At 44.9% G+C, this 24,906-nt stretch carries 23 protein-coding genes; 19 read left to right on the top strand and 4 right to left on the bottom strand.

Annotated elements, in window-relative coordinates; translation table 11 throughout:
* Positions 1–27 precede the first annotated feature (27 nt).
* Positions 28–729 (bottom strand): TerC family protein, encoded by a 702-nt coding sequence (locus PPA03S_RS23670; protein WP_062326458.1) that lies wholly within the window; start codon positions 727–729, stop codon positions 28–30.
* A 105-nt stretch (positions 730–834) separates the two neighbouring features.
* Between PPA03S_RS23670 and PPA03S_RS23665 the strand changes: the two genes are divergently transcribed.
* From PPA03S_RS23665 to PPA03S_RS23635, 6 genes are all read left to right on the top strand, one after another.
* Positions 835–1,494: a TerC family protein gene (locus tag PPA03S_RS23665; protein ID WP_062326456.1), complete on the top strand. Its 660-nt coding sequence runs from the start codon at positions 835–837 to the stop codon at positions 1,492–1,494.
* Between the two features lie 299 nt (positions 1,495–1,793).
* The gene (locus PPA03S_RS23660; RefSeq protein ID WP_062326454.1) at positions 1,794–2,288 is read left to right on the top strand and encodes a hypothetical protein; all 495 of its coding nucleotides are present in this window, start codon (positions 1,794–1,796) and stop codon (positions 2,286–2,288) included.
* A gap of 177 nt (positions 2,289–2,465) precedes the next feature.
* On the top strand, positions 2,466–4,307 hold the full coding sequence (gene typA / locus PPA03S_RS23655) for a translational GTPase TypA (RefSeq protein WP_062326452.1): 1,842 nt from the start codon (positions 2,466–2,468) through the stop codon (positions 4,305–4,307).
* Positions 4,308–4,735: 428 nt separating this feature from the next.
* Positions 4,736–5,032 (top strand): YlaH-like family protein, encoded by a 297-nt coding sequence (locus tag PPA03S_RS23645; protein WP_062326448.1) that lies wholly within the window; start codon positions 4,736–4,738, stop codon positions 5,030–5,032.
* 90 nt (positions 5,033–5,122) lie between these two features.
* The gene (locus tag PPA03S_RS23640) at positions 5,123–6,184 is read left to right on the top strand and encodes an LCP family protein (protein ID WP_062326446.1); all 1,062 of its coding nucleotides are present in this window, start codon (positions 5,123–5,125) and stop codon (positions 6,182–6,184) included.
* 102 nt (positions 6,185–6,286) lie between these two features.
* Positions 6,287–6,739, top strand: a complete 453-nt coding sequence (locus tag PPA03S_RS23635) for a pyridoxamine 5'-phosphate oxidase family protein (protein ID WP_062326444.1) — start codon at positions 6,287–6,289, stop codon at positions 6,737–6,739.
* 7 nt (positions 6,740–6,746) lie between these two features.
* On the opposite strand, the gene PPA03S_RS23630 is transcribed toward PPA03S_RS23635, so the two are convergent.
* Positions 6,747–7,439: a YhcN/YlaJ family sporulation lipoprotein gene (locus PPA03S_RS23630; RefSeq protein ID WP_062326441.1), complete on the bottom strand. Its 693-nt coding sequence runs from the start codon at positions 7,437–7,439 to the stop codon at positions 6,747–6,749.
* Between the two features lie 239 nt (positions 7,440–7,678).
* Between PPA03S_RS23630 and PPA03S_RS23625 the strand changes: the two genes are divergently transcribed.
* Together PPA03S_RS23625 and PPA03S_RS23620 are read left to right on the top strand one after the other, a co-directional pair.
* Positions 7,679–9,013, top strand: a complete 1,335-nt coding sequence (locus PPA03S_RS23625; RefSeq protein ID WP_062326439.1) for a PhoH family protein — start codon at positions 7,679–7,681, stop codon at positions 9,011–9,013.
* Between the two features lie 223 nt (positions 9,014–9,236).
* Positions 9,237–10,517, top strand: coding sequence for a type 2 periplasmic-binding domain-containing protein (locus PPA03S_RS23620; protein ID WP_062326437.1), 1,281 nt, complete (start codon positions 9,237–9,239; stop codon positions 10,515–10,517).
* Here PPA03S_RS23620 and PPA03S_RS23615 read toward each other — a convergent pair.
* Complete coding sequence (locus PPA03S_RS23615; RefSeq protein WP_062326435.1) at positions 10,509–11,588, bottom strand: coiled-coil domain-containing protein; 1,080 nt, start codon at positions 11,586–11,588, stop codon at positions 10,509–10,511. The two genes, PPA03S_RS23620 and PPA03S_RS23615, sit on opposite strands and share 9 nt — an antisense overlap.
* A gap of 178 nt (positions 11,589–11,766) precedes the next feature.
* A complete protein-coding gene (locus PPA03S_RS23610; RefSeq protein WP_053781237.1) occupies positions 11,767–12,003 on the bottom strand; it encodes a DUF2626 domain-containing protein in 237 nt (78 codons plus the stop codon).
* 313 nt (positions 12,004–12,316) lie between these two features.
* Here PPA03S_RS23610 and PPA03S_RS23605 point away from each other — a divergent pair, with 313 nt between their 5' ends.
* The 11 genes from PPA03S_RS23605 (at position 12,317) to rsmH (ending at position 24,906) form a co-directional block, all read left to right on the top strand.
* Positions 12,317–12,967: an RsfA family transcriptional regulator gene (locus PPA03S_RS23605; protein ID WP_062326433.1), complete on the top strand. Its 651-nt coding sequence runs from the start codon at positions 12,317–12,319 to the stop codon at positions 12,965–12,967.
* Positions 12,968–13,109: 142 nt separating this feature from the next.
* Positions 13,110–14,081 carry a ketopantoate reductase family protein gene (locus PPA03S_RS23600; protein WP_062326431.1) on the top strand — a complete coding sequence of 324 codons (972 nt, stop codon included), beginning with the start codon at positions 13,110–13,112 and terminating at the stop codon, positions 14,079–14,081.
* Positions 14,081–14,455 (top strand): DUF3397 domain-containing protein, encoded by a 375-nt coding sequence (locus PPA03S_RS23595; RefSeq protein WP_062326429.1) that lies wholly within the window; start codon positions 14,081–14,083, stop codon positions 14,453–14,455. The genes PPA03S_RS23600 and PPA03S_RS23595 overlap by 1 nt, the downstream gene beginning before the upstream one ends.
* A 151-nt stretch (positions 14,456–14,606) precedes the next feature.
* Positions 14,607–16,304 carry a peptide ABC transporter substrate-binding protein gene (locus PPA03S_RS23590; RefSeq protein WP_062326428.1) on the top strand — a complete coding sequence of 566 codons (1,698 nt, stop codon included), beginning with the start codon at positions 14,607–14,609 and terminating at the stop codon, positions 16,302–16,304.
* A 189-nt stretch (positions 16,305–16,493) separates the two neighbouring features.
* Positions 16,494–17,426 (top strand): ABC transporter permease, encoded by a 933-nt coding sequence (locus tag PPA03S_RS23585; RefSeq protein ID WP_062326426.1) that lies wholly within the window; start codon positions 16,494–16,496, stop codon positions 17,424–17,426.
* A 47-nt stretch (positions 17,427–17,473) separates the two neighbouring features.
* Positions 17,474–18,355: an ABC transporter permease gene (locus PPA03S_RS23580; RefSeq protein ID WP_371121656.1), complete on the top strand. Its 882-nt coding sequence runs from the start codon at positions 17,474–17,476 to the stop codon at positions 18,353–18,355.
* A gap of 17 nt (positions 18,356–18,372) precedes the next feature.
* Positions 18,373–20,136 carry an ABC transporter ATP-binding protein gene (locus PPA03S_RS23575; protein WP_062326421.1) on the top strand — a complete coding sequence of 588 codons (1,764 nt, stop codon included), beginning with the start codon at positions 18,373–18,375 and terminating at the stop codon, positions 20,134–20,136.
* 153 nt (positions 20,137–20,289) lie between these two features.
* Positions 20,290–21,921 carry a bacillithiol biosynthesis cysteine-adding enzyme BshC gene (bshC, locus tag PPA03S_RS23570; RefSeq protein WP_062326419.1) on the top strand — a complete coding sequence of 544 codons (1,632 nt, stop codon included), beginning with the start codon at positions 20,290–20,292 and terminating at the stop codon, positions 21,919–21,921.
* Between the two features lie 40 nt (positions 21,922–21,961).
* Positions 21,962–23,227: an adenosylhomocysteinase gene (locus PPA03S_RS23565; protein WP_062326417.1), complete on the top strand. Its 1,266-nt coding sequence runs from the start codon at positions 21,962–21,964 to the stop codon at positions 23,225–23,227.
* Between the two features lie 272 nt (positions 23,228–23,499).
* Positions 23,500–23,937, top strand: a complete 438-nt coding sequence (gene mraZ, locus PPA03S_RS23560) for a division/cell wall cluster transcriptional repressor MraZ (RefSeq protein ID WP_062326415.1) — start codon at positions 23,500–23,502, stop codon at positions 23,935–23,937.
* An 18-nt stretch (positions 23,938–23,955) separates the two neighbouring features.
* Complete coding sequence (rsmH, locus tag PPA03S_RS23555; protein ID WP_062326412.1) at positions 23,956–24,906, top strand: 16S rRNA (cytosine(1402)-N(4))-methyltransferase RsmH; 951 nt, start codon at positions 23,956–23,958, stop codon at positions 24,904–24,906.

The following is a 24,906-nucleotide window of genomic DNA, read 5'->3' as shown; positions in this document are numbered from 1 at the left end:
CGGTTTAAAGTGGCAGATTCTTAAATGTTATGAATAGGAGTGCTGCCGCTCCCCGCCTGGCTTATTGCTGCTAGCGCGTTTGCGATATCCGGCAAACACAACACCAGCCGTAACCAGAACAATAAATAAGATCCGCAATGCCGGATGTTCGGTAAAGAAAGGCACGAGACGGTGTTCCTCTGTAATCATGTTGGAAGCCGTATAACCCAGAACGATGGCTCCAAGGTAAATGATCCAAGGGAAACGGTTGATTAATTTGATAAACAACGTGCTGCCCCAAACGATAATAGGAACACTGATCAGGAGTCCAAGTATGACAAGTACCAAATGCTGCTGTGCAGCACCGGCAACGGCAATCACATTATCCAGACCCATAGCTGCATCTGCGATCACGATTGTCCGCACGGCTACCCAGAGAGAACTGCCTGCCTTGATGTCGGAATGTTCCTCCCCTTGATCTGCCAATAACTTGTAGGCGATCCAGATCAGAAGTAATCCCCCTACAAGGAGCAACCAAGGCACTTTCAGCAGCCATAACACAATTACGGTGGCCACAATACGTATCAATAGTGCGCCGCCTGTTCCATAGAGAATTGCCCTTTTCTGCACAGATGGGTGCAAATTTCGAGCTGCGAGACCAATCACGATGGCATTATCGCCAGCCAGAATTAGATCAATAAATACAACGTTCAACAACGCCAGCCAAAAAGCGGGGCTAAACAGCTCCATTCGATGTCACTCCTTCTATTTATCCAAACCTTAGAAAGCTTGTTCAACGTTTAAGAATAGCATGGACAACTCTGACATACAAGTTAGAGTGGGGGGATGAGAAGCATGGATACGCTATGGCTGTTGACCGAAATCTTAATGATTAATCTGGTTCTGAGTGGAGATAATGCGGTTGTCATCGCACTGGCAAGCAAGGATTTACCAGCACGACAGCGCAAGAAGGCGGTGTGGTGGGGGGCATTTGGCGCGGTTGTCTTGCGTTGTGTATTAACCTTTGCAGCCGTTTTGTTGTTGGGTATTCCTTTTATTCAGGCGGCAGGCGGGCTGCTGCTACTCTGGATTGCCGTTAAGCTTCTGCTTCAAAATGAAGATGAAGTACATATTCGGGAAGCTTCTACGACCTGGAAAGCGATCCAGACGATTTTGATTGCTGACTTTGTCATGAGTCTGGATAACGTTCTTGCGATTGCTGCTTTGGCGGATGGTGACCTCGCATTGACGGTAATCGGTATTGCGATAAGTATTCCGATTGTGGTGTGGGGCAGCGGGTTAATTGTCGGTTTGTTGAAGCGATTCCCGATTCTCGTGTTTGCTGGTTCAGGTATTCTGGCCTTCACAGCAGGTGAGATGGTGATGAATGATCCGAAGCTGGGACAATGGCTTGGCGGCATGGCAGCTGAGGCACACACCTTCTTGCCTGCCGCTATGGCCTGTCTTGTGATCGCGGTTGGGGGGGCGCACAAGTTTGTTCGTCGAAATGTGTAGGTTAAATGTAAGCAGGTGAAATGTAAGTTTTGCCGGCAAACTGCCCGTATAAGGGCGGTTTTTTGCTGTATTCATTTATTGGTGCAGTTGTGAAGAAGAGAGCTAACTTGAAGAAGTCATAGCAATGGCATTTTAGGGTAATAAAGGATAATGGAACGAGGCGAAGTGCGACATAAAGTGTAGTTTTTTGTATACACATCGGCTACACTAGAAACAGGCTGGAAACAGTCAGTCATCATGGAATGCTTGTCGTTTAACTTTCGGGGTACATAGCCAAATGTTATAAGAGGTGATTGTAGATGAGGATGAGAAATGAAAAAGCAATCGGAATTTTTATTGTAGTTGCGGGTTTAATTATTTTACTCGGCAAGCTGGGTGTGTTTGGCTTCATTGGACGGCACTTCTGGCCTTTGCTCATCTTGTTGCCTGGTATTGCTCTTCATGCATTATACTATGCGAGGCTTACGCCATCATGGTCACTCGTTCCAGCAGGCACATTAACGGTCTATGGTTTGTTGTTCGGGATCACGAATACATGGGGCGGCGGATTAATGAGCAACCTATGGCCTGCGTTATTGCTTGGGATTGCGATTGGTTTGCTTGAATATGCGATGGTCGATCACCGAAGACCTGCATGGGTGCTTCCGGCAGCAGTGGGCGTAGGTATCATTTCAATTATTTTATTCGGAGTTACACTGCTTCACACGGGGATTATCTACGTATTGGCAGTACTTTTGATTGTAGGCGGGCTGTGGTTGTTGCTTGGTCGAGGACGTCGAGGGAGAGGCTGGTAACATTCCCAATGGTCTTTCAAGCGAAATATCTTGATTTTTACCTATGATCAACTATAATATAAGGGATATAGACATGCGTCGGGATATCACCGACGCTTATTTTGGGTGAGTAACCTGCGAAATTGCGGGAAGTTTAGTAGATAAGAATTGAAATTGGAAAGGATATGGATACAAACCATGCATTCAAGAGAACACATTCGCAATATTGCGATTATTGCCCACGTCGACCACGGGAAAACAACACTCGTCGACAAGTTGCTCCAGCAATCCGGTACTTTCCGTGATCACGAAACGGTACAGGAGCGCGCAATGGACTCCAACGATTTGGAGCGTGAACGCGGTATTACGATTCTGGCCAAAAACACAGCTATTACCTATAAAGATTACTTGATCAATATTGTGGATACACCAGGACACGCCGACTTCGGCGGTGAAGTGGAACGTATCATGAAAATGGTTGACGGCGTATTGCTCGTTGTTGATGCTTACGAGGGCTGCATGCCGCAAACGAAATTCGTATTGCGTAAAGCACTGGAGCACAACCTGACACCTATCGTTATTGTAAACAAAATTGACCGTCCAGCAGCTCGTCCTACTGAGGTCATTGATGAAGTATTGGACCTGTTCATTGAACTGGGTGCCAACGATCAACAACTTGAATTCCCTGTTGTATATGCTTCCGCATTGAACGGAACATCCAGCATGGACAACGATCCTGCTAAACAGGATGACAACATGATGGCGATCTACGATACGATCGTTAGTCATATCCCTCACCCAACAGAGAATGTTGAAGAGCCGCTTCAATTCCTCGTTACTTTGATGGACTACAATGAATACCTTGGCCGTATTGCTATCGGTCGTGTAAACCGCGGTGTAATCCGTCAAGGACAATCCGTTACGGTTATTATGCGAGATGGCAAAAGCAAAACCGCTCGTATCGAGAAACTGTTTGGTTTCCAAGGTCTCAAACGTGTTGAGACAGAAGAAGCAGGAGCAGGCGATATCGTTGCAATTGCAGGGATCAAGGACATCAACATTGGTGAAACCATCGCTGATCCTAACCAACCTGAAGCTTTGCCAGTTCTGAAAATTGATGAGCCAACATTGCAAATGACGTTCCTCGTGAACAACAGTCCATTTGCAGGTCGTGAAGGTAAATGGGTAACTTCCCGTAAACTTCGTGAACGTTTGTTCAAAGAGTTGGAAACAGACGTTTCTCTTCGTGTTGACGAAACGGAAAGCCCGGATGCATTTGTCGTTTCTGGACGTGGTGAGCTTCACTTGGGTATCCTGATTGAAAATATGCGTCGTGAAGGATATGAGCTTCAAGTATCCAAACCAGAAGTTATCGTTAAAGAAGTTGAAGGTAAGAAAATGGAACCACTTGAGCGCTTGTTGATTGATATCCCTGAAGAGAGCATGGGTTCCGTAATGGAGAGCCTGGGCGCACGTAAAGCAGAGATGGTTAACATGGTCAACACAGGTAGTGGTCAAGTTCGTCTGGAGTTCCTGATTCCGGCACGTGGTTTGATCGGATACAGCACAAACTTCCTGACATTGACTCGTGGTTACGGTGTTATGAACCATGCATTTGACAGCTACGCTCCGGTAGTGTCCGGTCAAGTGGGTGGACGTCACCAAGGTGTACTGATCTCAACTGAAACTGGTACGTCTACGTTCTATGGAATGATGGGCGTTGAGGATCGCGGTACTCTCTTCTTGGAGCCAGGTACTGAAATCTACGAAGGTATGATTGTTGGTGAACATACACGTGACAATGATATCGTTGTTAACATCTGCAAAGAAAAACAACTGACTAACGTTCGTTCTTCAGGTAAAGATGATACGGTTAAAATTAAAACTCCGATTATCTTCTCGTTGGAACAGGCGCTTGAATATCTGAATGACGATGAATATTGTGAGATTACACCGAAATCTATTCGTCTTCGTAAGAAGATCCTGAATAAATCCGAGCGTGAACGTGCAGAAAAACAACGTAAAATGGCTTCAAAATAACGCCTAACTACAACTAAAATAAATGATATAAGTTAATGTTTGATGGAACACGGAAAGTAACGAAAGGTTTGTACAGCGAAAGTAGTGAAGGGATCGGAATCGATTCTGAAGAATTGATTGAAGTTGAATTTCAAATTTACACGATAACGGAGAGGGCAGAAGCAATCTGTAGAAGCGAAGCGGTCGCCTTTATCCCCGGATTTTCCCTTTCAAAAAGGGAATCAAAAAATCTGGGGATAACAGCGATTGTAAGATGATTCTGTCCACGGAGTGGTCCAGTGTAAAATGGTTTATCTCAACAGATATAGATCGAAAGAACGATCCGAAACCGAAACGGTCACCACGCATGTACTTCCCTTGAGTTATCGAAAGGGTATCATCAACAATTGACTTATATCTAGCATGAACACGAAAGGAGCTGGCTGTGCATGCAAGCATGGTTCGCATCAAACCCGATCGTCGCCTACATCGTCATCTTTGTTTTGATTACTTACGTATATAACAAGGTGTTTCGGGTACGTCAGAAATTGCCGCTTGGTAAGGAAATCGTTCTCTATGTATTGATGGCGATGGGCACATTCATGCTTCTTATTTTTCAGATCGACAAACTGCCTATCATTCAATGTTTGCTGGTGGCAGTCGGTTTGATGCTGTTAGTGCGAGTGCGCTATTTCATTGAAGGTCGTCAAAAGAAAAAGGCGGAAGCTGCCGCTCGAAACTCATAAACTCTGCCTTGCATATACCATCCGTTTTCCTTAGGGAAAGCGGATGTCTTATATATAGGCAAAAACAGATGTGATAAAGGTGTTGAAGATATGAACTCAAATTCGAACGGTCTGCCTCCACGGAGACAGGCACCAACTCCATCCGGTGCTTCTGGATCGAAGAACGGCAAGGGCAAGCAACCAAAGAAGAAAAAACGGATGCGAACCTTTGGGAAATTAGTTTTAAGTTTATTGGTCATTGCTATTGTGGTAGGCGGGGGATATACCTATTGGGTATACAATCAGGTAACCGATACAGGTATTGATAAGCCGGTACCGCCAGGAATGTCAGCCAAAACCAAGCCCATTACGATGTTGCTGTTAGGTACGGATAATCGGCCTGAGACAGGTACGCATCTCTCCGACGTGGTCATGGTAGCTGCTCTGAATCCGGAGACCAAGACCGCAACCATTGTATCTTTACCTCGGGATACACGTATTCAGCTGGATGGGTATAAGGCGAATAAATTGAACTCTTATTATCCTAAATTCAAAGCGCAAGAAAAAACATCTGGCAAAAATGCAGAGGATCAGATGAAAGAAATGATGGGCAAGTATCTGGATGTGAATATCCATTATACGACCGTTCTGAATTTTCAGGCATTCCGCGATGCAGTCAATGCTGTGGGTGGCGTAGATGTGACTGTGGACAAAAACATGTGCTACCGAGATACGGCTGATGGCACGGATATTAATCTGGTAGCTGGAGCACAGCATCTGGATGGCAAAGAAGCACTTGATTTTGTTCGATATCGCAAATCGAACTGTAAACCGAAAACGGCAGAGTCCAATGACTTTGACCGAAATAAACGTCAGAACCAAGTGCTGAATTCCATGCTGGACCAGTTAAAATCACTTGGTGGCGTAACGAAGATTGGTAAAGTGATTGGTGCTGTTGATAAAAATATGACAACAGACGTGGAATCGGAGCAGATGAAGAACTTTATTGCTACCTACTGGAATATTTCCAAATCGGATGTACATTACACACCAGTAACCGGAGAGTGGAGAAGTCCATATGTGTATATCAACGAAACGGAATTGGCTAACGCCAAGCAGGCATTGCAGGATACCCTTTCAGGTAAAGTAACAACTTCTCCATCAGCCGAGTAACACCCATTCTTCTTTTGGGATTGGAAGCAAGATTGGTGATATGCTATAATAACATCAATAACGAATCAAGAATTGCATAAAGAAGATTAGGGGGCTGGTTGGATGTCCGAAGCCGTCACACAATTGACTGAATCTCTTCTACAGCAATTCAAGAACGAAACATTTGTGCTCCTGAGCACCGTGGACATTGAATCTGGAGGTCCGACATCAACTGCAATCTCTTGGATTTATGCGGAGAATGCCTCTACCCTTCGTGTGGCGATTGATCATCGGTCACGTCTCGTGAACAATATGATCGAGAATCCGGCCATTACCGTCACTATATTTGGAGAAGAAATGGTGTATGCTGTAAACGGACGTGCTTCGGTACGACAAAATCCGTTACAGGATGTTCCCTTTAACATGTGCTGCTTCGACATTTCCATTGAAGCGGTAAGGAATGCCCTTTTTTATGGAGCCCAATTGTCCTCTGTGCCGCAATATGTCAAAATATATGATCAGCGTGCTGCTGAGAAATTAGATGAGCAGGTGTTTACTGCCATGAAAAAAGCCTAGTGAGAGATCACTGGGCTTTTTGTTGTCTTTTGTCAGATGAATGCAGCTGCTGCATTTGTTGTTCATGTCCTACACGTTCATCTGGATTTTGGCGGACTTTGACATCTTTCGGGAGTTGAGGGATGATTCGCCCCACCATGTCGGCGAGCTCTGAGGCAAAGCCGGATATCGGGTGTCCTTGACGAATATGTTTACCAATTTCCTTAATACGTTCAGTAACATCCGCATCTGCGGTTACGATGGAATCCACACCTTCCGGATCTTTACGAAGGGCTTCGGCTACAGCATATTTGATCGTACCGACTCGTGCACGTTCCAGTTCACCATCTACATCAATGCCAACGACGGCCGTATTGCCAAGGATAACGCAGTTGGCATCTTTGACACCTTCCACTTGCTTGGCAAGTGTTTTAAGGTGGGTGACCCTTTTTTCATTTGGCATCCGATCAGCCTTGGTGTTATCCATTACGTTTTTCTCATGAACCTCACCCGTATTTTCGGTCAGGTGATCCACTGCAGAAGGGTGCAACCGGTCTTCCCGTTCATTGAGCATATGAGAGCCTTCCCGTTGGTCTTGCTGAGTTGTAACATTTCCTCCATAGCCTTTCGCATGTGTTCCCTGATTGGGCGAAGCGTTGCGAGTGGTGTTGCAGCCTGTAAGTATAAAGATCATCAGCAGTGTGCATACCCATATTTTCATAAATGTTCATCCTTTCTTGGAGTTTTTCAGAATCGTTGACAATTATTTTGTCCTAGTCGAATACATTTATGTATGGGAGCATGATTGTCCATGCAGCTGCTGAAAGATCACACGATCAAAAACGAACTTGGGAAAGAAAAAAGGACTGCCCATGCATGGTAATACAATTGTATAATCTGGCATTCCCAAGTTCACGTTCTAGCCCATGCCTTTAACGACGCCGCTTTGGAGGGGATTGAATGAAAAAGATTTTTGTATTGGATACCAACGTGCTTCTGCATGACCCCAATGCCATATTTGCCTTTGAGGAACATGAGGTAATCATTCCCGCGGTTGTACTGGAGGAGATCGACTCCAAAAAAAGAAATGCCGATGAAATTGGCCGCAATGCCCGTAATGTATCAAGGCTTCTTGATGGATTACGTGAATTAGGACATCTGCACAGTGGTGTGCCTCTGGCCAACGGAGGTAATCTGAAAGTGGAACTGAATCATCGCAGCTTTGTGAAAGTTCAGGAAATGTTTGGCGAGGTGTCCAATGATAATCGGATTTTGGCTGTTGCCTTAAATTATCAAATTGAGGAAAATGAAAAAGAGGTTATCGAACGTCAGGTGGTTCTGGTTAGCAAGGATGTACTTGTTCGTATCAAAGCGGATGTACTTGGGCTGTTTACGCAGGATTACTTATCAGATCGGACCGCAGGGCTGAGTGAGTTGTACCCGGGCTATACGGCCCTGAAAGTCCACCCTTCGGTGATTGATGAGTTTTACACATATCGTTTTCTGCCAATCAAACCGTTACAGCTATCTTATTCGCTATATCCGAATGAATTTGTCATTCTCAAGGATGAGATGGGAACCAATAAATCGGCCTTGCTCAAAGTAAATACAGAGGGAACGAAGCTGGAGCCGCTTTTCCTGAGCAATGATAATGTGTGGGGCATAGGTGCACGTAACGCGCAACAACGAATGGCCCTGGAGCTGCTGCTGAATGATGATATTCCCCTTGTCACGATTACAGGAAAGGCGGGAACAGGGAAAACCCTGCTGGCGCTTGCTGCAGGTTTGCTCAAGGTGGAGGATGATCATAAGTACAAAAAATTATTGATTGCCCGCCCTGTCGTCCCGATGGGAAAAGATATCGGTTATCTTCCTGGGGAGAAGGAAGAAAAACTCCGACCGTGGATGCAGCCAATTTATGATAATCTGGAATTTTTGTTTGATACCAAAAAAGCAGGCGACATTGATAAAATTTTGATGGGACTTGGCAGTATTCAGGTTGAAGCCTTGACCTATATTCGTGGACGGTCTATTCCAGGACAGTTCATCATTATCGATGAAGCCCAAAACCTGTCTCGCCATGAAGTAAAGACCATTGTATCTAGGGTCGGTGAAGGCAGTAAAATTATTCTGATGGGCGACCCTGAGCAAATTGACCATCCTTACCTCGATTCAGCAAGTAATGGTCTGACGTATATTGTGGAGCGATTCAAGCAGGAGGGAATCAGCGGCCACATTATGCTGGAAAAAGGAGAGCGCTCCAAACTGGCTCAACTTGCAGCGGATTTATTGTGAGGTAACGGGGAGTTTATTTCCCGGAAAATGTTTTGATTAAACCGGCTCTTGAAGCCGGTTTTTTTTGCTGAAAAAATAAAAATCAGTTATTGCACAGAACTCGATATGCTCGAAGTATGCAAAATATCGGAAAACTTCTTTTTGGCAGGATAGGACAAGAGCACTACTTATTTGTTACAATGAGTGTTGCAGGAAAAAATTAGGGAGTAAGGAGGAGAAGTTAATGAAGCGTGGGCATCAGGTTATTTTGTTCGCAGTACTGCTGCTTTCGTTAACGATTCTGTCTCCCAGTTTTGACTTTAGAGGTTCACAGCTTAATCAGGAAAAAGACCAGGAAAAAGATGTGTTTCCAAACACATCATCGCGTAGCGAGGATCAACATGCCCCGCTAAAGATTGTGGTCTCTATGTCAGAGACAGAATTTCAGTCGTTTAAAAAAATGGCTAATGAAGTAGCAGCTTCTCAACATGTGGAAATCAGTCTTCAAAATTTGGAGCCAGATACATATAAAAGAGTGCTTGATAATCAATTTTTGGTAGGGGAGAGCGGTGATATTATTCTTCTGGATAGTGCGGAAGTTCAATATCATGCTAAAAAAGGACATCTGTATCCGTTAAACGGTACAACGCTGTCCAAGTCTTTGGGCGAAACTGTGGTTGGTTTGAGAGAATGGACAGAGTGGAATGGTTACCAATGGGGGATGCCGTTTGACTTTGACGCCTACGTACTCGCAGCTCGCTCTCCGTTCCTGGATGAAGCCGGTTTGACAGGTTTACCCGAAAATAAGGACCAGTGGATCAAACTTGTACAACAGGCAGCGCAAGATGGAACGGATTTAATAAGAATAAACTTAAATGACCTTCACGCGGTAAGTGCGTGGTTGAATCAGTTTGAGCCAGGCATGGCCCCCGACAAAATTAAGAAAGCGCAAACTTCTTCGCAAACAGAGGCGTACCAACCAATCATACAGCTGCTGGATCAGATCCAGTCCCATATTACAGTCGAATCCGTAAATCCAACGATCTCTGCTTCTGATGAGCAAACGGGGGCCCCTATGGTAGTCACATTATTGTCTCGTTTGTTGAGTGAAAATCAACCTGGGGCAGGCGAACAGGATTCAACAAAAGGGATTGCCCTCCGTGGGTTGGAACCACTAAGATCAAGAAGTCTTGTTATCGCAGCTGGCTCACTTGAGGCGGAAGAGGCCAGCCGCTGGGTTGAAGGGATGACTTCCTCCTCAGTGCAATTGAAGTGGTACCAACAAGCTAAATACTTACCAGCAAAGCAGCGGGAACTAGATCTTGAGTCACAGAAACTAATAACGAAATACCATACGACTGATGTAAAATCCTGGTTTTCAACTGAACCGTCACAGGCTGTAATGACGGAAAGCGGTATACTCGCTTCTGCCTTTCAAAAGAAGATCCAGCAGCTTCTCGCGGGAGAGATTACAGCTAATCAATACGTAAAAAGCATTATTGCCTTACAGATCTCGTCAAAATGAAATGGCAAGCTTCACTTCAAGTATACCTTCACTCGTGGATACCTCTGTGGCTTTAACAAAAGATAGTATCTTCTGTGGGTAAAATCCGAGATCGAACTCCTGCTCCAGCATACGACGAGTAGTATCGGGTAGTTCCAACTGATTAAATACAAGTTTGTCTACATGAAAACGAATGGAGTTTTGCGGTTCATTCTCTACCGTATAATGACCTTCAATACTTAGTTGCAACTGATCACGCTGTCCCGAGGCGGTAATTCGATCCTTTTCAAACTCAAAGGCGAAGTCTTCAAAGATGGGATTCTGGGAACGCAGAAATGTATTCAGTTCATCTTGCCCAATTCGAATCGTGTACGTCTTTCCGGTAGTTGAGATTCCTCCGTTCTGCTCCTGAATGAACTGCGGCAGGTTCTGCATGGCGGCTGCCAATGCTTTGAAGTATCGCTTGACCTCGTATATGCCGATGTTCTCCCAATAGATGGTCAGCTCATCCATCAATTTTTGCATGGCCGCAGCATCTCCGCTGGCGGCTACTTTTCCGTCTACCTCTTTCTGCAATGCAAGTACACGTTCCCGTTGATGCTGAAGATTGATTTTTAGTTGAGTCAACTCTGCATGGGTCTGACTAATCTGTAAGGACGTTTGCTGCAAGCTGCGATAACGATCCTGGTACTTGTCCAGTACAGCCTGATCCCTTCCAATGATGATCTGATAGTAGTCGAATAGAATAAACAGATCTTTGAAAGATCTTGCCCCGAGTACTGTCATCAAGAGACTGTCTCGCTCTCCCGTATAGTAGGACCTTACAACAGCACCTGCCCGATCTTGCTGAGTATGTATCTGTCCTTCCTGTTCCTGAAGCTGTAAGGACAACGCTTGGCGCTGTTCATCCAGTTGTTTTTGCCTTTCTCCAATTCGCTCGATTTCATGATCGATTTCGACGATGGATAAACTTTTTTGCAATATTTCATGCGTATCCTGCGGTGAAGACTCTCCATAGGCATATGTCGATGGCAGTTGGATAAATAATATAATACATACGATGAAGGCAGAAATGCCGTATCGATGTTTCACCAATCATTCTCCTTTCGGTTCGAATATCTGAGGTACAGGCTATCTCTTTCAGACAATATATGAAACAAATACGTGAAATATCCTTAGTGGTTACATAACACAAAAGAACAATCGTTTCATCTGAAAAAACAAAAAAGCAACCCGACTGTAGCCGGATCGCTTTGATGCTGCTGGCGGATTAGAGCGGCAAATCCATTTGGAATACGGTCCAGTAGCTGAACCCTGTGAATGTCACGATCATATAACCCCAGAAGAGCAATATGTACGTTCGTTCGGTAAATTTCAAGTATCCCAAAATGACAAAAAACGCAGTCTGCAGGAAAAAAAGCAAGGCCATTTCGACTAGGTCTCCCGCAAAAGCCATCAGGCCAATCGCAAGCGTGAAGAACCCGAGTACCCGAAACATGCGCGCCACGGTAAGTCCTCCTCTCCTATGTACGATCATAGATTGTCTACACAACATTATACCGGGAAAGGAAAAAGGTGTAAACAAAATTGGATATGAAAGCGAATTCTTTTTTTGATGGAATGAATTAAAGTGTGGTCTGTTTTGCATATGTAACGTATGAGCGCACATAAATGTGGAAATACATTTTAGTATGAAATCAATTCTATGAACTCTATGAGAGGCATAAGAATGAATGAAGCAGCTTTTATACCTAATTCGCAGGCCGGCAATCGGTCATGGGGACGGTTATTTTAGGATGTTGTTAGGAGGGTATTATAGCATGACTGCAGTGAGACAGGATGCTTGGAGTACAGAGGATGATTTGATATTGGCAGAGGTTACTTTGCGTCATATTCGGGAAGGGAGCACACAACTGGCTGCTTTTGAAGAGGTAGGCGAAAAAATAGGCAGAACTTCTGCCGCTTGCGGTTTTCGCTGGAACAGTTGTGTGCGTAAAAAGTATGAGTCTGCTATTAGCAATGCCAAGGCTCAACGTCAAAAACGAAGCTATCTTCGCAAACAGCCTGCTTTGCTTGGACCACAGGTAGCAGCATTGTCCACATTGGATACAGAAGATAATCTGTACAAGGCAGATGGAATCTCGGAAGACTCGCTTTCCATTGATGCGGTAATTCGTTTCTTGCGCCAATGGAAGGGTACAGTCCAGGAGAATAGTCGCCAGCTTAAGATGCTTGAAAAGGAACTGCGGGAAAAAGAGGATGAACTTCATGAACTTCGCTGCGAGAATGATCGGCTGTCCAAGGAAGTAAATGAAGTGCAGACAGACTATCGTGTGGTGAATGACGATTATAAAGCATTGATCCAGATTATGGATCGCGCTCGCAGACTTGCATTTTTGACAGAAGAGGAAGAAGAGCTCAAAACAAGATTCAAAATGGATGCCAACGGAAACCTGGAACGAATTGAATAACAACAACATGTGTTTGATTCTCTGTATTAGATTAGGGCCCGTCACACCTTCGTTATATAACGGCAGGAATGACGGGTTTTTTGTTTGCTGTTTTTGTTCTATTATATATGAAAGCACTTTTGAGCAGAGGTAGGGATGCTGCATGATCATTGACGTTGTAGGAGCGGGGTCGCTGGGTCTTTTGTATGGAGGGAAACTTCTGGCTGCAGGATACGAGGTTCGATTCTGGACCAGAACGGCTGAACAGGCAGCGAAACTGAATAGAGAAGGATTTAAAGTGATCGAGGGGGAGAGAATCCAGCCCATTCCTCCCAGCCTGATTCAGGCCGATGAGATTAAAGCATTATCCAGAAGACGAGGCCACTTTGAACAGTTACCTGGGGAATGGCTGCTTTTAATGGTGAAGCAGACGGCGATACATGATGTCATTCGTGAATTAGGGACCTTGAATACCAAACCCCTGAACATTGCATGTTTTCAAAACGGGATAGGGCATTTGGAGGACTTACACTTGGGTATGCCGCATTGCAATATATGGAGTGTCATAACCACTGAAGGTGCAAAACGTGAGCAAGGCAGGGTCATCAGGGCAGGCAGTGGAGAGACTTGGGTGGGCAAAAGTGCAAATGGAAGTCCTGCCTCTCCAACTTCGACGGATCAGGATGAGTTAATTCATTTAACGGGACTTTTGCAGCAGGCAGGATTTGACTGTACAGTGTCGAATGAAATCGATAAGCTGATATACAGAAAACTGTTAATCAACGCTGTCATTAACCCTCTTACTGCGCTGTGGCGTATACCGAACGGTGAGTTAATCACGAAGAATGAACGAATCGTGTTGATGCGTCAGTTATACGACGAGGCAATGGTGATATATGAAACAAGCGGAATCGTTTTGGACGTGGATGTATGGGAGCAAATCCTCTCTGTTTGTCATTCCACAGCCTCAAATACTTCCTCCATGTTATCGGATGTTTTAAATGGAAGACAGACAGAGGTCCAATCCATTAACGGGCAAATTGTAAGCATGGCGCGTCGGTGTGGCTTGACAGCTCCGATGCATGAATTACTGCTTCATCTGATTGAAGGCATGCAACCGGAAGGAGTGAGTTGATGGGATTTTTTATTGTGCTGAGCATACTGCCGTTTTTTCCCTTTTTACTTGTTTACTGGATCATGTACGGGTGGAAGAAAGATAAGCGAGTAGCGCTGCGATCTGCAATGGATGTGACGACAGTATTTCTTATTTTCTCTGTTTCGGCGTTATTCAACTTAACATTTGATTCGAATTTCGGATTTTATTTAACGCTTATACTCATACTAATAGCCCTTGGATTTATCGGAGGTGCCCAAAATCGCCTAAAAGGAAAGGTTGATGGGGGTAGAATGTTCCGGGCCGTTTGGCGCATGGCGTTTGTAATGATGAGTTTTGGGTATGTTTTGTTTACTATATTTGGATTATTTAGATACTTCATGAAACAGATGTGAGGATACATAACGTAAAAAGGCTAAAAAATGTGTCGATTTTGTCGAATACTGAAAAAAACATTACTTTCTGAAAAAGTAATGTAGATTTTTTTGACCGGTGGTTGTATAATCTATAAACATAAACCATATCAATTTAGGGGGAACGTGTTAGATGAAAAGGAAAAGTCTATTAGTCCTTTTGACGCTGATTTTGGCGTTCGGTACCGTACTTGCAGCGTGCGGATCGAAAAACGAAGGCACAGGTAACACCGATACTGGTTCTGCAGGCGAGAGCAATGGTCTCGCAAAAGATCAAGTGCTGAAAATTAACCTGACAGCTGAACCTCCTACGTTGGACCCGGCTCAAGCAAAAGACAGCCAAACCAACACTGTTCTGAAATTCTTGTATGAAGGTCTTGTTCGTATCGACGCTGATGGCAAAGAAGCTGCGGGCGTTGCTAAAGACTGGGTTATTTCTCCAGACGGATTGAAATACACCTTCAACCTAAACCCGGATGCAAAATGGAGCAATGGTGACGCAATCACTGCCGAAGACTTTGTACGTTCTTGGGAACGTGCTTTGAAACCGGAAACAGCTTCTCCATACGCTTACCAATTGTACTATATCAAAGGTGCTGAGGGTTACAACCTGAGCAAAGACGAAAAATATAAAGGTACTAAAATCACAGATTTCTCTCAAGTAGGTGTTAAAGCTACTGACGAGCACACGCTGGAAGTAACGTTGGAAAACCCGACACCTTACTTCTTGGGTCTGACAGCATTCTACACATACTACCCAGTACACAAGTCTGCTGACACGAATGACAAATTCTTCACAGACTACAAAAACATGATCGTTAACGGACCATTCACAATGGATCAATACGCTAAAGGTCAAAAAATTGTTGTGAAGAAAAACGAAGGCTACCATGCAGCTTCCGATATCAAGTTGTCTGAAATCAACATGTCCCTGACAAGCAGCAGTGCTTCCGAACTGCAAGCTTATAAGTCGGGACAATTGGACTATACAGGTAATCCAAATGGTGAGATTCCAACTGACCAAATTCCTTCTGTAAAAGCGGAATTGCCAGACGAATTCAAAGCAACAGGTATTGCAAGTACGTATTACTACCTGTTCAACGTTAATGAAGCTCCATTCAACAATGCTAAAATCCGTAAAGCTTTTGCAATGTCAATCGAGCGTCAGCTGATTGTTGACAAAGTAACACAAGGTGGACAAATTCCTGCATTCGGCTTTGTACCTCCAGGTATTCGCGGTGAAAAAGGCGAGTTCCGTGATGAGCACAAAGACGACTACTTCACTGAAAATGTGGACGAAGCTAAGAAATTGCTTGCTGAAGGTATGAAAGAAGAAGGCTACACAACATTGCCTGCAGTAACTTTGATCTACAACACTAGTGACAATCATGCGAAAATCGCTCTTGCCGTTGCTGACATGTGGAAGAAAAACCTTGGTGTTGACGTGAAAACGGAAAACCAAGAGTGGGGCGTATTCCTTGAGAACCGTCAAAACCAAAACTTCCAAGTGGCTCGTGCGGGCTGGTCTGCAGACTATAACGATCCGTACAACTTCTTGGAAATGTGGACTACTGGAAACACAAACAATGATCCCAAATTCAGCAACGAACAGTATGACAAAGATGTTAAAGAAACTGTGAAATCTGCTGACCCAGCTGCCCGTATGGCTGCATTTGCTGACGCTGAGAAAATTCTGGTTCAAGATGAAATGGGCGTATTGCCGATCTATTACTACACTAACGTATCTTTGACTAAGCCTTACTTGAAAGGCGTACAACTTGATTTCAGTGGAGCTATTGACTTCACTCGTGCATATTTGGAAGAGAAATAAGTTGTTCTGAAGTCTATATGATTACTTCGGGATATATATGTGGAATTCCATATATATCCCGATTTTTTTGTATGTGCACCGATTTTCCTTATAATTCTTGAAATTTCCGATAAATGGATTGGACATTATTCATGTCTAATTCTACAATCGATTTGTATACAAAATATTGTTTGTGGAGGTGTGCAAGGGTTGGTTAAGTACGTGCTGAAAAAACTGCTATTTATGCTGCTATCGCTTTTCATACTCGCATCAGCAACCTTCTTCCTCATGAAGGCCATTCCGGGTGACCCTTTTACATCCGAGAAAAAAGTATCACCTGAAATCCGGGCACTTTTGGAAGTGAAGTATGGTTTGGACAAACCGATGTATGAACAATACCTGAAGTATATGGGTGGAATCATCAAAGGTGATTTCGGGGTTTCTATGAAATACCTGAATCAAGATGTATCTGGTATGATCACTCAGACGTTTACAGCATCACTGAAGCTGGGAATTTTTGCGATTATTATCTCCATTATTGTGGGGGTCTTGTTGGGGCTTCTTGCCGCAGTGTACCATCGCAAGTTGATTGATGATATTACGATGATCCTCGCTGTCATAGGAATCGCTGTTCCAAGCTTCTTGCTTGCATCACTATTGCAATATCTTTTTGCTTTCAAGCTCGGCTGGTTTAACGTTATGGGCTTCGATGGTCCGCTTGACTATGTGCTTCCAGTTGCAGCACTGTCTGCATCACCAATTGCCTTTATCGCACGTTTGACGCGTTCAAGCATGTTGGAAGTGTTGCATGCGGATTACATCAAAACAGCCAAAGCCAAAGGTTTGAAATGGCCTGCTATCATGTTTAAACACGTTTTACGGAACGGTATTCTGCCAGTCGTTACTTATGTTGGTCCGATGACAGCGAATATTATTACAGGTTCCGTTGTTATTGAACAGATCTTTAATATTGGCGGGATTGGTAAAGTATTCGTAGAAAGTATTACGAATCGTGATTATACGATGATTATGGGGATTACAATCTTCTATGGTATTCTCTTGATGCTTGCACGTTTCCTGACGGATATTGCTTACGTGCTGATCGATCCTAGAATTAAGCTGGAAAGCCGGAAGGGGGCATAACGTTGTCTGGCACGAATAACAACAATAATGAAACGGCGAACACAGGCCTGGATAGTCAGGCAGCGTTGAAATCGCAAGAGAGTGTATCGCTATTCAAAGACGCTATGTATAGACTTGCAACCAACAAGGCCGCTATGATTAGTTTGGCTGTTCTAGTCCTTGTTGTCATTTTCTCTATGATTGGTCCAACTTCGTTGTTCTCAAGTTATAATTATTATTCCAATGATTTGTTGAATGCCAATGCTGCTCCGAGTGCAGAACACTGGTTTGGGACAGATGAATTGGGTCGTGATGTATGGGTAAGAACCTGGGTAGGTGCACGTGTATCTCTTACTGTAGGTTTGGCTGCTGCTTTAATTGACCTTGTCATCGGTGTAATTTATGGAGCAATTATGGGCTTCTACGGTGGGCGTGTTGACGGCATCATGAACAAGTTCTCCGAGATCCTATACTCCCTGCCTTACATGCTCGTTGTTATCTTGTTGCTGGTTGTATTGGAGCCAAGTCTGACAACGATTATCATTGCACTTACCATCACAGGCTGGATCAGTATGTCCTGGATTGTCCGTGGTGAGATTATGCAACTCAAAAACAGAGACTTTATCCTTGCTGCTCGTTCCATGGGCGCAAGCACTGGACGTCAGCTCTTCCGTCATTTGTTGCCAAATGCTGTCGGACCGATTCTCGTTACATTGACGTTGTCCATCCCAAATGCCATCTTCGCAGAAGCATTTTTGAGCTTCCTCGGATTGGGTGTATCTGCACCTAAATCCTCTCTTGGATCTATGATCAATGATGCACTTACTGGCTGGACGCTGTATCCTTGGCGGATGTGGTTCCCTGCAGGTTTGATGGTTATGACAATGCTCGCATTTAACTTGCTTGGTGACGGCTTGCGCGACGCGCTTGATCCGAAATTACGTAAATAGAAATAGGAGGTGGGATTATGGAGCCGATTTTAACAGTCAAAGACTTGAGTGTGTCATTTACGACGCGTTCTGGTGAATTTGATGCCGTTAAAAATGTGAGTTTTGAACTTGGCAAGGGAGAGACGCTGGGAATCGTAGGTGAATCTGGTAGTGGTAAGAGTGTTACTGCCCAAACCATCATGAAATTGATTCCCTCCCCGCCTTCGAAGGTCAAAAGCGGAGAGATTACTTTTCACGGGCAGGACCTGCTGAATAAGACAGATAAACAGATGGAAGCCATCCGTGGTAAAGATATCGGCATGATCTTCCAGGATCCAATGACTTCTTTGAATCCTACCATCAAAATTGGTAAACAAATTACCGAGGTACTGCGCAAGCATCAGAATATGTCCAAAAAAGAAGCCGAAAAAAGCGCATTGGAAATGCTGGAACTTGTAGGCATCAAAAATGCGGAAGCGCGTATGAACCATTACCCGCACCAATTTTCCGGTGGTATGCGCCAACGTGCTATGATTGCGATTGCCTTGGCATGCCGTCCATCCCTGCTGATTGCGGATGAACCAACAACTGCACTCGACGTAACGATTCAGGCACAAATTTTGGATGTTATGAAGGACATGCAGCAAAGGCTCGGAACTTCGATCATGCTTATCACGCATGACCTTGGAGTAGTCGCAGGAATGTGTGACCGTGTTGTTGTTATGAAGGAAGGCGAAGTTGTTGAAACGGGAACAACTGCCGAAATCTTCAGTAATCCTCAACATCCATACACGATTAAATTGCTGAATGCTCTTCCTCGTCTGGACGAGCCTAAGAAAGAAAAGCCTACTCCAGTTGGTATTATCAAAGGTGCCAACAAGCCGCTTGTTCAAGTGAAGAACCTGAAGCAATACTTCAATTTGGGTAAAGGCAACATTCTCAAAGCGGTTAATGATGTTAGCTTTGATATTTTTGAAGGCGAAACACTTGGAGTTGTAGGGGAATCTGGATGTGGTAAATCCACAACAGGCCGCACGATTCTTCGCCTTTATGAGCCAACAGGCGGAAACGTTAACTTTAACGGAACAGATATCTATAAGCTTTCCCCACGCAAAATGAAAGAAATGCGTAAAGATATGCAGATGATTTTCCAGGATCCTTATGCATCCTTGAACCCACGTTTCAACGTTATGGATATTATCGGTGAATCCCTCGATATTCATGGTCTGGCATCAAGTCGGACAGAGCGGAAGAGACGTGTTGAGGAACTGCTGGATCTGGTAGGTCTGAATCCGAGCCATGCACTTCGTTATCCACATGAATTCTCAGGTGGTCAAAGACAACGGATCGGGATTGCCCGTGCATTGGCTGTAGACCCTAAATTCATCATCTGTGACGAGCCATTATCTGCATTGGACGTCTCCATTCAGGCTCAGGTCGTTAGTTTGCTTGAAGAACTTCAGCAGCGCCTCGGCTTGACATACCTGTTCATTGCGCATGACTTGTCCATGGTTAAGCATATCAGTGACCGTGTTGCTGTTATGTACATGGGTAAAGTGGTGGAGTTGGCAGAGAGTGAAGAACTTTATGCTAATCCGATTCACCCTTACACCAAAACATTGCTGTCTGCGATTCCTGTACCTGATCCGGAAGTAGAAGCGAGCAAACGTCGCATTTTACTGCCGGAAGAACAAGCAATTAAAAATGGATCTGGTGGTCCTGCAAATGATCCATACAACCTGCAGAATGCTCAATTGATTGAGGTTTCCAAAGGTCACTGGGTTGCAGAACCTTACGTATAAAAAGTACAATTTTCATTTGGACTTATCCATGAATATCAAACCGCCGAATAATTCGGCGGTTTTTTGTTTTTTGATGCACTTTCTTTTGACGAAGAGGGCACTCATTCGGTACAATCAAGAAAGGCTCTTTGAAGCAGATAGGAGGCAGACCTCATGAAAGGTATGACCGAGGCACTCCGCAGCGGAACGCGACTTGCAGAAGACTATGTCTGTTCAAGGGATGCTGCGCGTGGCCTTTACGAATATGATATACGCTGGGAATCGGGACTACATACACGTGCCGAGTGGCTGGACCAATCGGAAAACACACGTATACCTCGTGAAAGCCTGGCAGAGTATCTACGTATATATAATAAACGGGTGAATGATCATAGTGCAGTACATGAATCCATCACTCGTCTCGCGGAACAAGGTGCATTGGTTGTTACGGGAGGACAGCAAAGCGGTCTGCTTACAGGTCCGTTGTTTGTGATTTATAAGGCGGCAAGTGTAGTTGCAGCTGCAAGGGAAGCGGAGAAGAGATTACAGCGGCCGGTAGTCCCTGTATTCTGGATTGCAGGGGAAGACCATGACTGGGATGAAGTCAATCACACCTACTTGCCTGACGCCAGCGGAGAAATGGCGAAGATCAAGCTGCAAGGTCGATTCGCAGGCAGAGATTCTGTGAGTAATGTTCATGTGGAAACGGATCAGTGGGTGACAGTGTTGAATCAGGTGGAGCATCTCTTGCCGGATACGGTGCATAAACCCGGTTTGATGAAGATGATTACGGAAATCCACCAGTCGAGTTCAAACCTCAGTGATGCATTTGCCCGATTAATTTCGGCCTTGTTTGGCAGCACTGGGCTTGTTCTGATGGATGCTGCAGATCCGGACTTGCGCAGACTGGAACAGCCTGTGTTTGAACGTCTGGTACGTGAGAATGAGATTTTACGGAGTGCATATGCACAAGGTGCTGTCAAGTTGGAACAAGCAGGCTATGCAATGCCTGCGGAAGTCGCAGAAGATGGAGCAAATATATTCTACATCCATGAAGGTGCACGTTTGCTTCTGATGTTGAAAGATGGCTTGTTCAGCGACCGCAAAGGTCTGGTTTCGTTTACAGAAGAGCGATTGCTTCAGGAACTCACTGAACATCCCGAGCGGTTTAGCAACAATGTGTTAACACGCCCATTGATGCAAGACTCCATTTTGCCTGTAGCGGCTGTTATTTTGGGCCAGGGTGAGATTGCCTATTGGGGATTGACTCGTGAGGCGTTCCGGCAGTTCGGATTGCAGATGCCTATTTTACTTCCACGCCTGTCCTTTACCATCTTGGAAGATGTTCATCACAAACATATGAAGCAGTACGGTCTTACTTTCCAGGATGTTCAATATCATATGGAAGATAGGAAGGAGCAATGGCTGGAACAGCAGGAGACCTTCCAGGTGGATGAACAGTTCGGTAAAGTTCAACAAGCGTTCGCCGATCTGTATCAACCATTGCTTGATCAGATCGCAGAGCTTCATTCTGGTCTGGATCGCATTGGAAAAACCAATGTTGGTAAAATCAATGCACAAATTCAGTATCTGCAGCAGCAGACCCACAAGGCAATCAAAGACAAACACAATGTGAGCCTAAGGCACTGGGACGGAATCCAGAATTCACTTTTCCCCATGAACAAACCACAGGAACGAGTACATAATGCGCTCTTTTACCTGAATCGTTATGGAACAGAGTGGATTGGACAGCTGATTGAAAGTCAGTGTGAATTCCGTGGACAACATCAAGTAATCACATTGTAGTGGCCTTTATAATAGAAGGAATATATTGAGGGGGAGAAGAATGACAACACCTGCTTTGCAAAACAGTATTGTGAAGGATATGGGACTTGCTTCGGAAGGTCATTTGAAAATTGATTGGGTAGAAGCACATATGCCGGTATTGAACCGCATTCGTCGCCAATTTGAAGAAGAACTGCCGTTTAAAGGATTGAAAGTAGCCATTTGTCTTCACCTTGAGGCTAAAACGGCTTATCTGGCAAAAGTCATTCAGGCTGGTGGCGCAGAAGTTACCATTACGCATAGTAACCCATTGTCAACACAGGACGATGTCTGTGCAGCTCTGGTTGAAGATGGAGTTACGGTGTACGCCAAACATAATCCGGATCCTGTTGAATTTAAGGAATTGCAGCTCCGTGCACTTGAGGTAAAACCTGACCTGATTATTGATGATGGTGGAGATTTCGCCACGATTATTGCATCGGAACGTCCCGATCTTGCTGCCACCATTCGTGGTGGAGCAGAGGAAACGACAACGGGCATCATTCGTCTGAAAGCTTTGGCGAAAGAAGGTCAATTGCGATTCCCGATGGTTGCAGTCAATGACGCGTATTGCAAATACCTGTTTGATAACCGTTATGGTACAGGTCAATCTGCATTTGACGGGATCATCCGTACAACGAATCTGGTCGTTGCAGGCAAGAATGTGGTTGTAGCGGGTTACGGTTGGTGTGGCAAAGGCGTAGCGATGCGAGCTAAAGGATTGGGAGCGAATGTAATTGTAACGGAAATTGACCCGATCAAGGCTGTAGAAGCGCATATGGACGGATTCCGTGTCATGACCATGGTGGAAGCAGCCAAGCTGGGTGACTTTTTCATTGCGGTTACGGGCAACAAAGATGTGATTACCGGAGAGCATTACGATGTAATGAAAGATGGGGCGATCCTGAGCAATGCAGGCCACTTTGATGTGGAAGTGAACAAACCTGAGCTTGCCAAACGTTCGGATTCCATTCGTACGGTACGCCGCAACATTGAAGAATATCGCTTCAAAGATGGTCGTAAAATGTATTTGCTGGCTGAAGGACGTCTCGTAAACCTGGGTGCTGCAGATGGACATCCTGCCGAGATTATGGATACGACATTTGCTTTGCAGGCATTGGGTCTTCGTTATGTAAGCCAGAACTATGAGAGCTTGGGTAAAACCGTTGTTAATGTACCTTATGACATCGACCAGCAGGTCGCGAGCTACAAGTTGGAAAGCCTGAACATTGCCATCGACTCCCTGTCAGCGGAGCAGGAAAAATATCTGGATAGCTGGAAATTCTAAGAGGCATCCATTAATTACAAGCTGATGAAGTGATTCAAAGGGTTTACAATGGTTAATTGATGAATGGTTCATATGCGGTGTACGTACGATTATTCGTAAACGGGAAACGTCTTTGATCCGGACTGACTGGATCAAAGGCGTTTTTTTGCGTTTGCGAAATTAAAAAAGTAAATCAAGCAAGAAGGGTTTTGATTTTTTTGTGCGAATCTATTATGCTTAGGTGGTGGAAAGTGGGGCAAAGTGGGAGAAACGGGTGAGAGGTGAGTGGGCCAATGTTTATGGGGGAGTTCCAACATAGCATTGATGATAAGGGTCGGGTTATTATTCCGGCTAAATTCCGCGAATCTCTGGGACCTTCTTTCGTTGCCACACGGGGTTTGGACCAGTGTCTTTTCGTGTACCCCATGGAGGAATGGGGAATCATGGAACAGAAGCTCAAAGCACTGCCATTAATGAAATCTGATGCACGTGCGTTTACCCGCTTTTTTTTCTCGGGTGCCACCGAATGTGAATTGGACAAACAGGGCAGGGTAAATTTGCCGGGCAATCTTAGAGAGTATGCCAAGCTGGACAAAGATTGTGTTGTCCTTGGTGTGTCGAACCGGGTGGAGATTTGGAGCAAAGGCATATGGGAAAGTTATTTCAATCAATCCGAAGAAGCATTCAACGACATTGCCGAAAAGCTGGTCGATTTTAATTTTGATCTATAAAGTCAGGAGGGGTGCAGGTTGTTTCACCACATAACCGTACTCAAAGAAGAGGCAACAGAGGGTTTAAACATCAAGCAGGACGGTATATACGTGGACTGCACTTTAGGTGGGGCGGGACATAGTTCCGTGATTGCTTCCAAGCTCGGTCCGAATGGACGTCTGATCGCTCTTGACCAGGACGATTGGGCTTTGGATAACGCACGTGAAAAATTGGCTCCGTACGGAGAACGAATCACATTGGTCAAAACCAATTTTCGTGATCTGGAGCAGGTACTTAAGGACCTGGCTGTACCGATGAAAGATGGCGTACCGCAGGTTGATGGTATTTTGTACGATTTGGGGGTATCCTCTCCACAATTTGACGAAGGGGAACGTGGATTCAGCTACAATCACGATGCTCCTCTGGATATGCGTATGGATCAGGATGCATCCCTCACTGCCAAAGAAATCGTTAACGAATGGCCGGAAGAGGAGATTGCACGCGTATTGTATCGTTATGGTGAAGAGAAATTCTCTAGAAGAATTGCTCGTGTCATTGTAGAGAAACGGAAGCAATCACCGATTGAGACGACTGGTGAACTGGTAGAATTGATTAAAGAAGGCATTCCTGCGGCAGCCCGTCGTACCGGAGGGCATCCTGCGAAGCGCAGCTTCCAGGCGTTGCGAATTGCAGTAAATGATGAGCTTGGTGCGTTCGAAGAAGGATTACATCAGGCGGTTCGGTGTCTGGCACCAGGTGGACGTGTCTCAGTTATTACCTTCCACTCCCTTGAAGACCGGATATGCAAACAGATCTTTAGCAGTTATCTGGAGAAATGCACATGCCCTCCCGATTTCCCGTTATGTGTATGCGGAGGTAAGGGTGTCATGCGTTTAGTAAACAGAAAGCCGCTGAGTCCAACGGAAACGGAACTGGCCGAGAACTCCCGTGCTCGTTCAGCGAAGCTGCGCGTAGCCGAGAAATTGTAA

This window comes from Paenibacillus pabuli NBRC 13638 (assembly GCF_001514495.1).
GTDB classification, from domain to species: Bacteria; Bacillota; Bacilli; order Paenibacillales; family Paenibacillaceae; genus Paenibacillus; species Paenibacillus pabuli.
This window is presented reverse-complemented; position numbering and strand designations above follow the sequence as displayed.

Excerpts from the sequence above, each read along its gene's own strand:
- PPA03S_RS23575 (WP_062326421.1), top strand. The coding sequence starts at position 18,373 with ATGGAGCCGATTTTAACAGTCAAAGACTTGAGTGTGTCATTTACGACG.
- PPA03S_RS23665 (WP_062326456.1), top strand. The coding sequence starts at position 835 with ATGGATACGCTATGGCTGTTGACCGAAATCTTAATGATTAATCTGGTT.
- PPA03S_RS23660 (WP_062326454.1), top strand. The coding sequence starts at position 1,794 with ATGAGGATGAGAAATGAAAAAGCAATCGGAATTTTTATTGTAGTTGCG.
- PPA03S_RS23645 (WP_062326448.1), top strand. The coding sequence starts at position 4,736 with ATGCAAGCATGGTTCGCATCAAACCCGATCGTCGCCTACATCGTCATC.
- PPA03S_RS23620 (WP_062326437.1), top strand. The coding sequence starts at position 9,237 with ATGAAGCGTGGGCATCAGGTTATTTTGTTCGCAGTACTGCTGCTTTCG.
- mraZ (WP_062326415.1), top strand. The coding sequence starts at position 23,500 with ATGTTTATGGGGGAGTTCCAACATAGCATTGATGATAAGGGTCGGGTT.
- PPA03S_RS23625 (WP_062326439.1), top strand. The coding sequence starts at position 7,679 with ATGAAAAAGATTTTTGTATTGGATACCAACGTGCTTCTGCATGACCCC.
- PPA03S_RS23635 (WP_062326444.1), top strand. The coding sequence starts at position 6,287 with ATGTCCGAAGCCGTCACACAATTGACTGAATCTCTTCTACAGCAATTC.
- PPA03S_RS23670 (WP_062326458.1), bottom strand. The coding sequence starts at position 729 with ATGGAGCTGTTTAGCCCCGCTTTTTGGCTGGCGTTGTTGAACGTTGTA.
- PPA03S_RS23595 (WP_062326429.1), top strand. The coding sequence starts at position 14,081 with ATGGGATTTTTTATTGTGCTGAGCATACTGCCGTTTTTTCCCTTTTTA.
- PPA03S_RS23605 (WP_062326433.1), top strand. The coding sequence starts at position 12,317 with ATGACTGCAGTGAGACAGGATGCTTGGAGTACAGAGGATGATTTGATA.
- PPA03S_RS23600 (WP_062326431.1), top strand. The coding sequence starts at position 13,110 with ATGATCATTGACGTTGTAGGAGCGGGGTCGCTGGGTCTTTTGTATGGA.
- bshC (WP_062326419.1), top strand. The coding sequence starts at position 20,290 with ATGAAAGGTATGACCGAGGCACTCCGCAGCGGAACGCGACTTGCAGAA.
- PPA03S_RS23630 (WP_062326441.1), bottom strand. The coding sequence starts at position 7,439 with ATGAAAATATGGGTATGCACACTGCTGATGATCTTTATACTTACAGGC.
- PPA03S_RS23565 (WP_062326417.1), top strand. The coding sequence starts at position 21,962 with ATGACAACACCTGCTTTGCAAAACAGTATTGTGAAGGATATGGGACTT.
- PPA03S_RS23640 (WP_062326446.1), top strand. The coding sequence starts at position 5,123 with ATGAACTCAAATTCGAACGGTCTGCCTCCACGGAGACAGGCACCAACT.
- typA (WP_062326452.1), top strand. The coding sequence starts at position 2,466 with ATGCATTCAAGAGAACACATTCGCAATATTGCGATTATTGCCCACGTC.
- PPA03S_RS23590 (WP_062326428.1), top strand. The coding sequence starts at position 14,607 with ATGAAAAGGAAAAGTCTATTAGTCCTTTTGACGCTGATTTTGGCGTTC.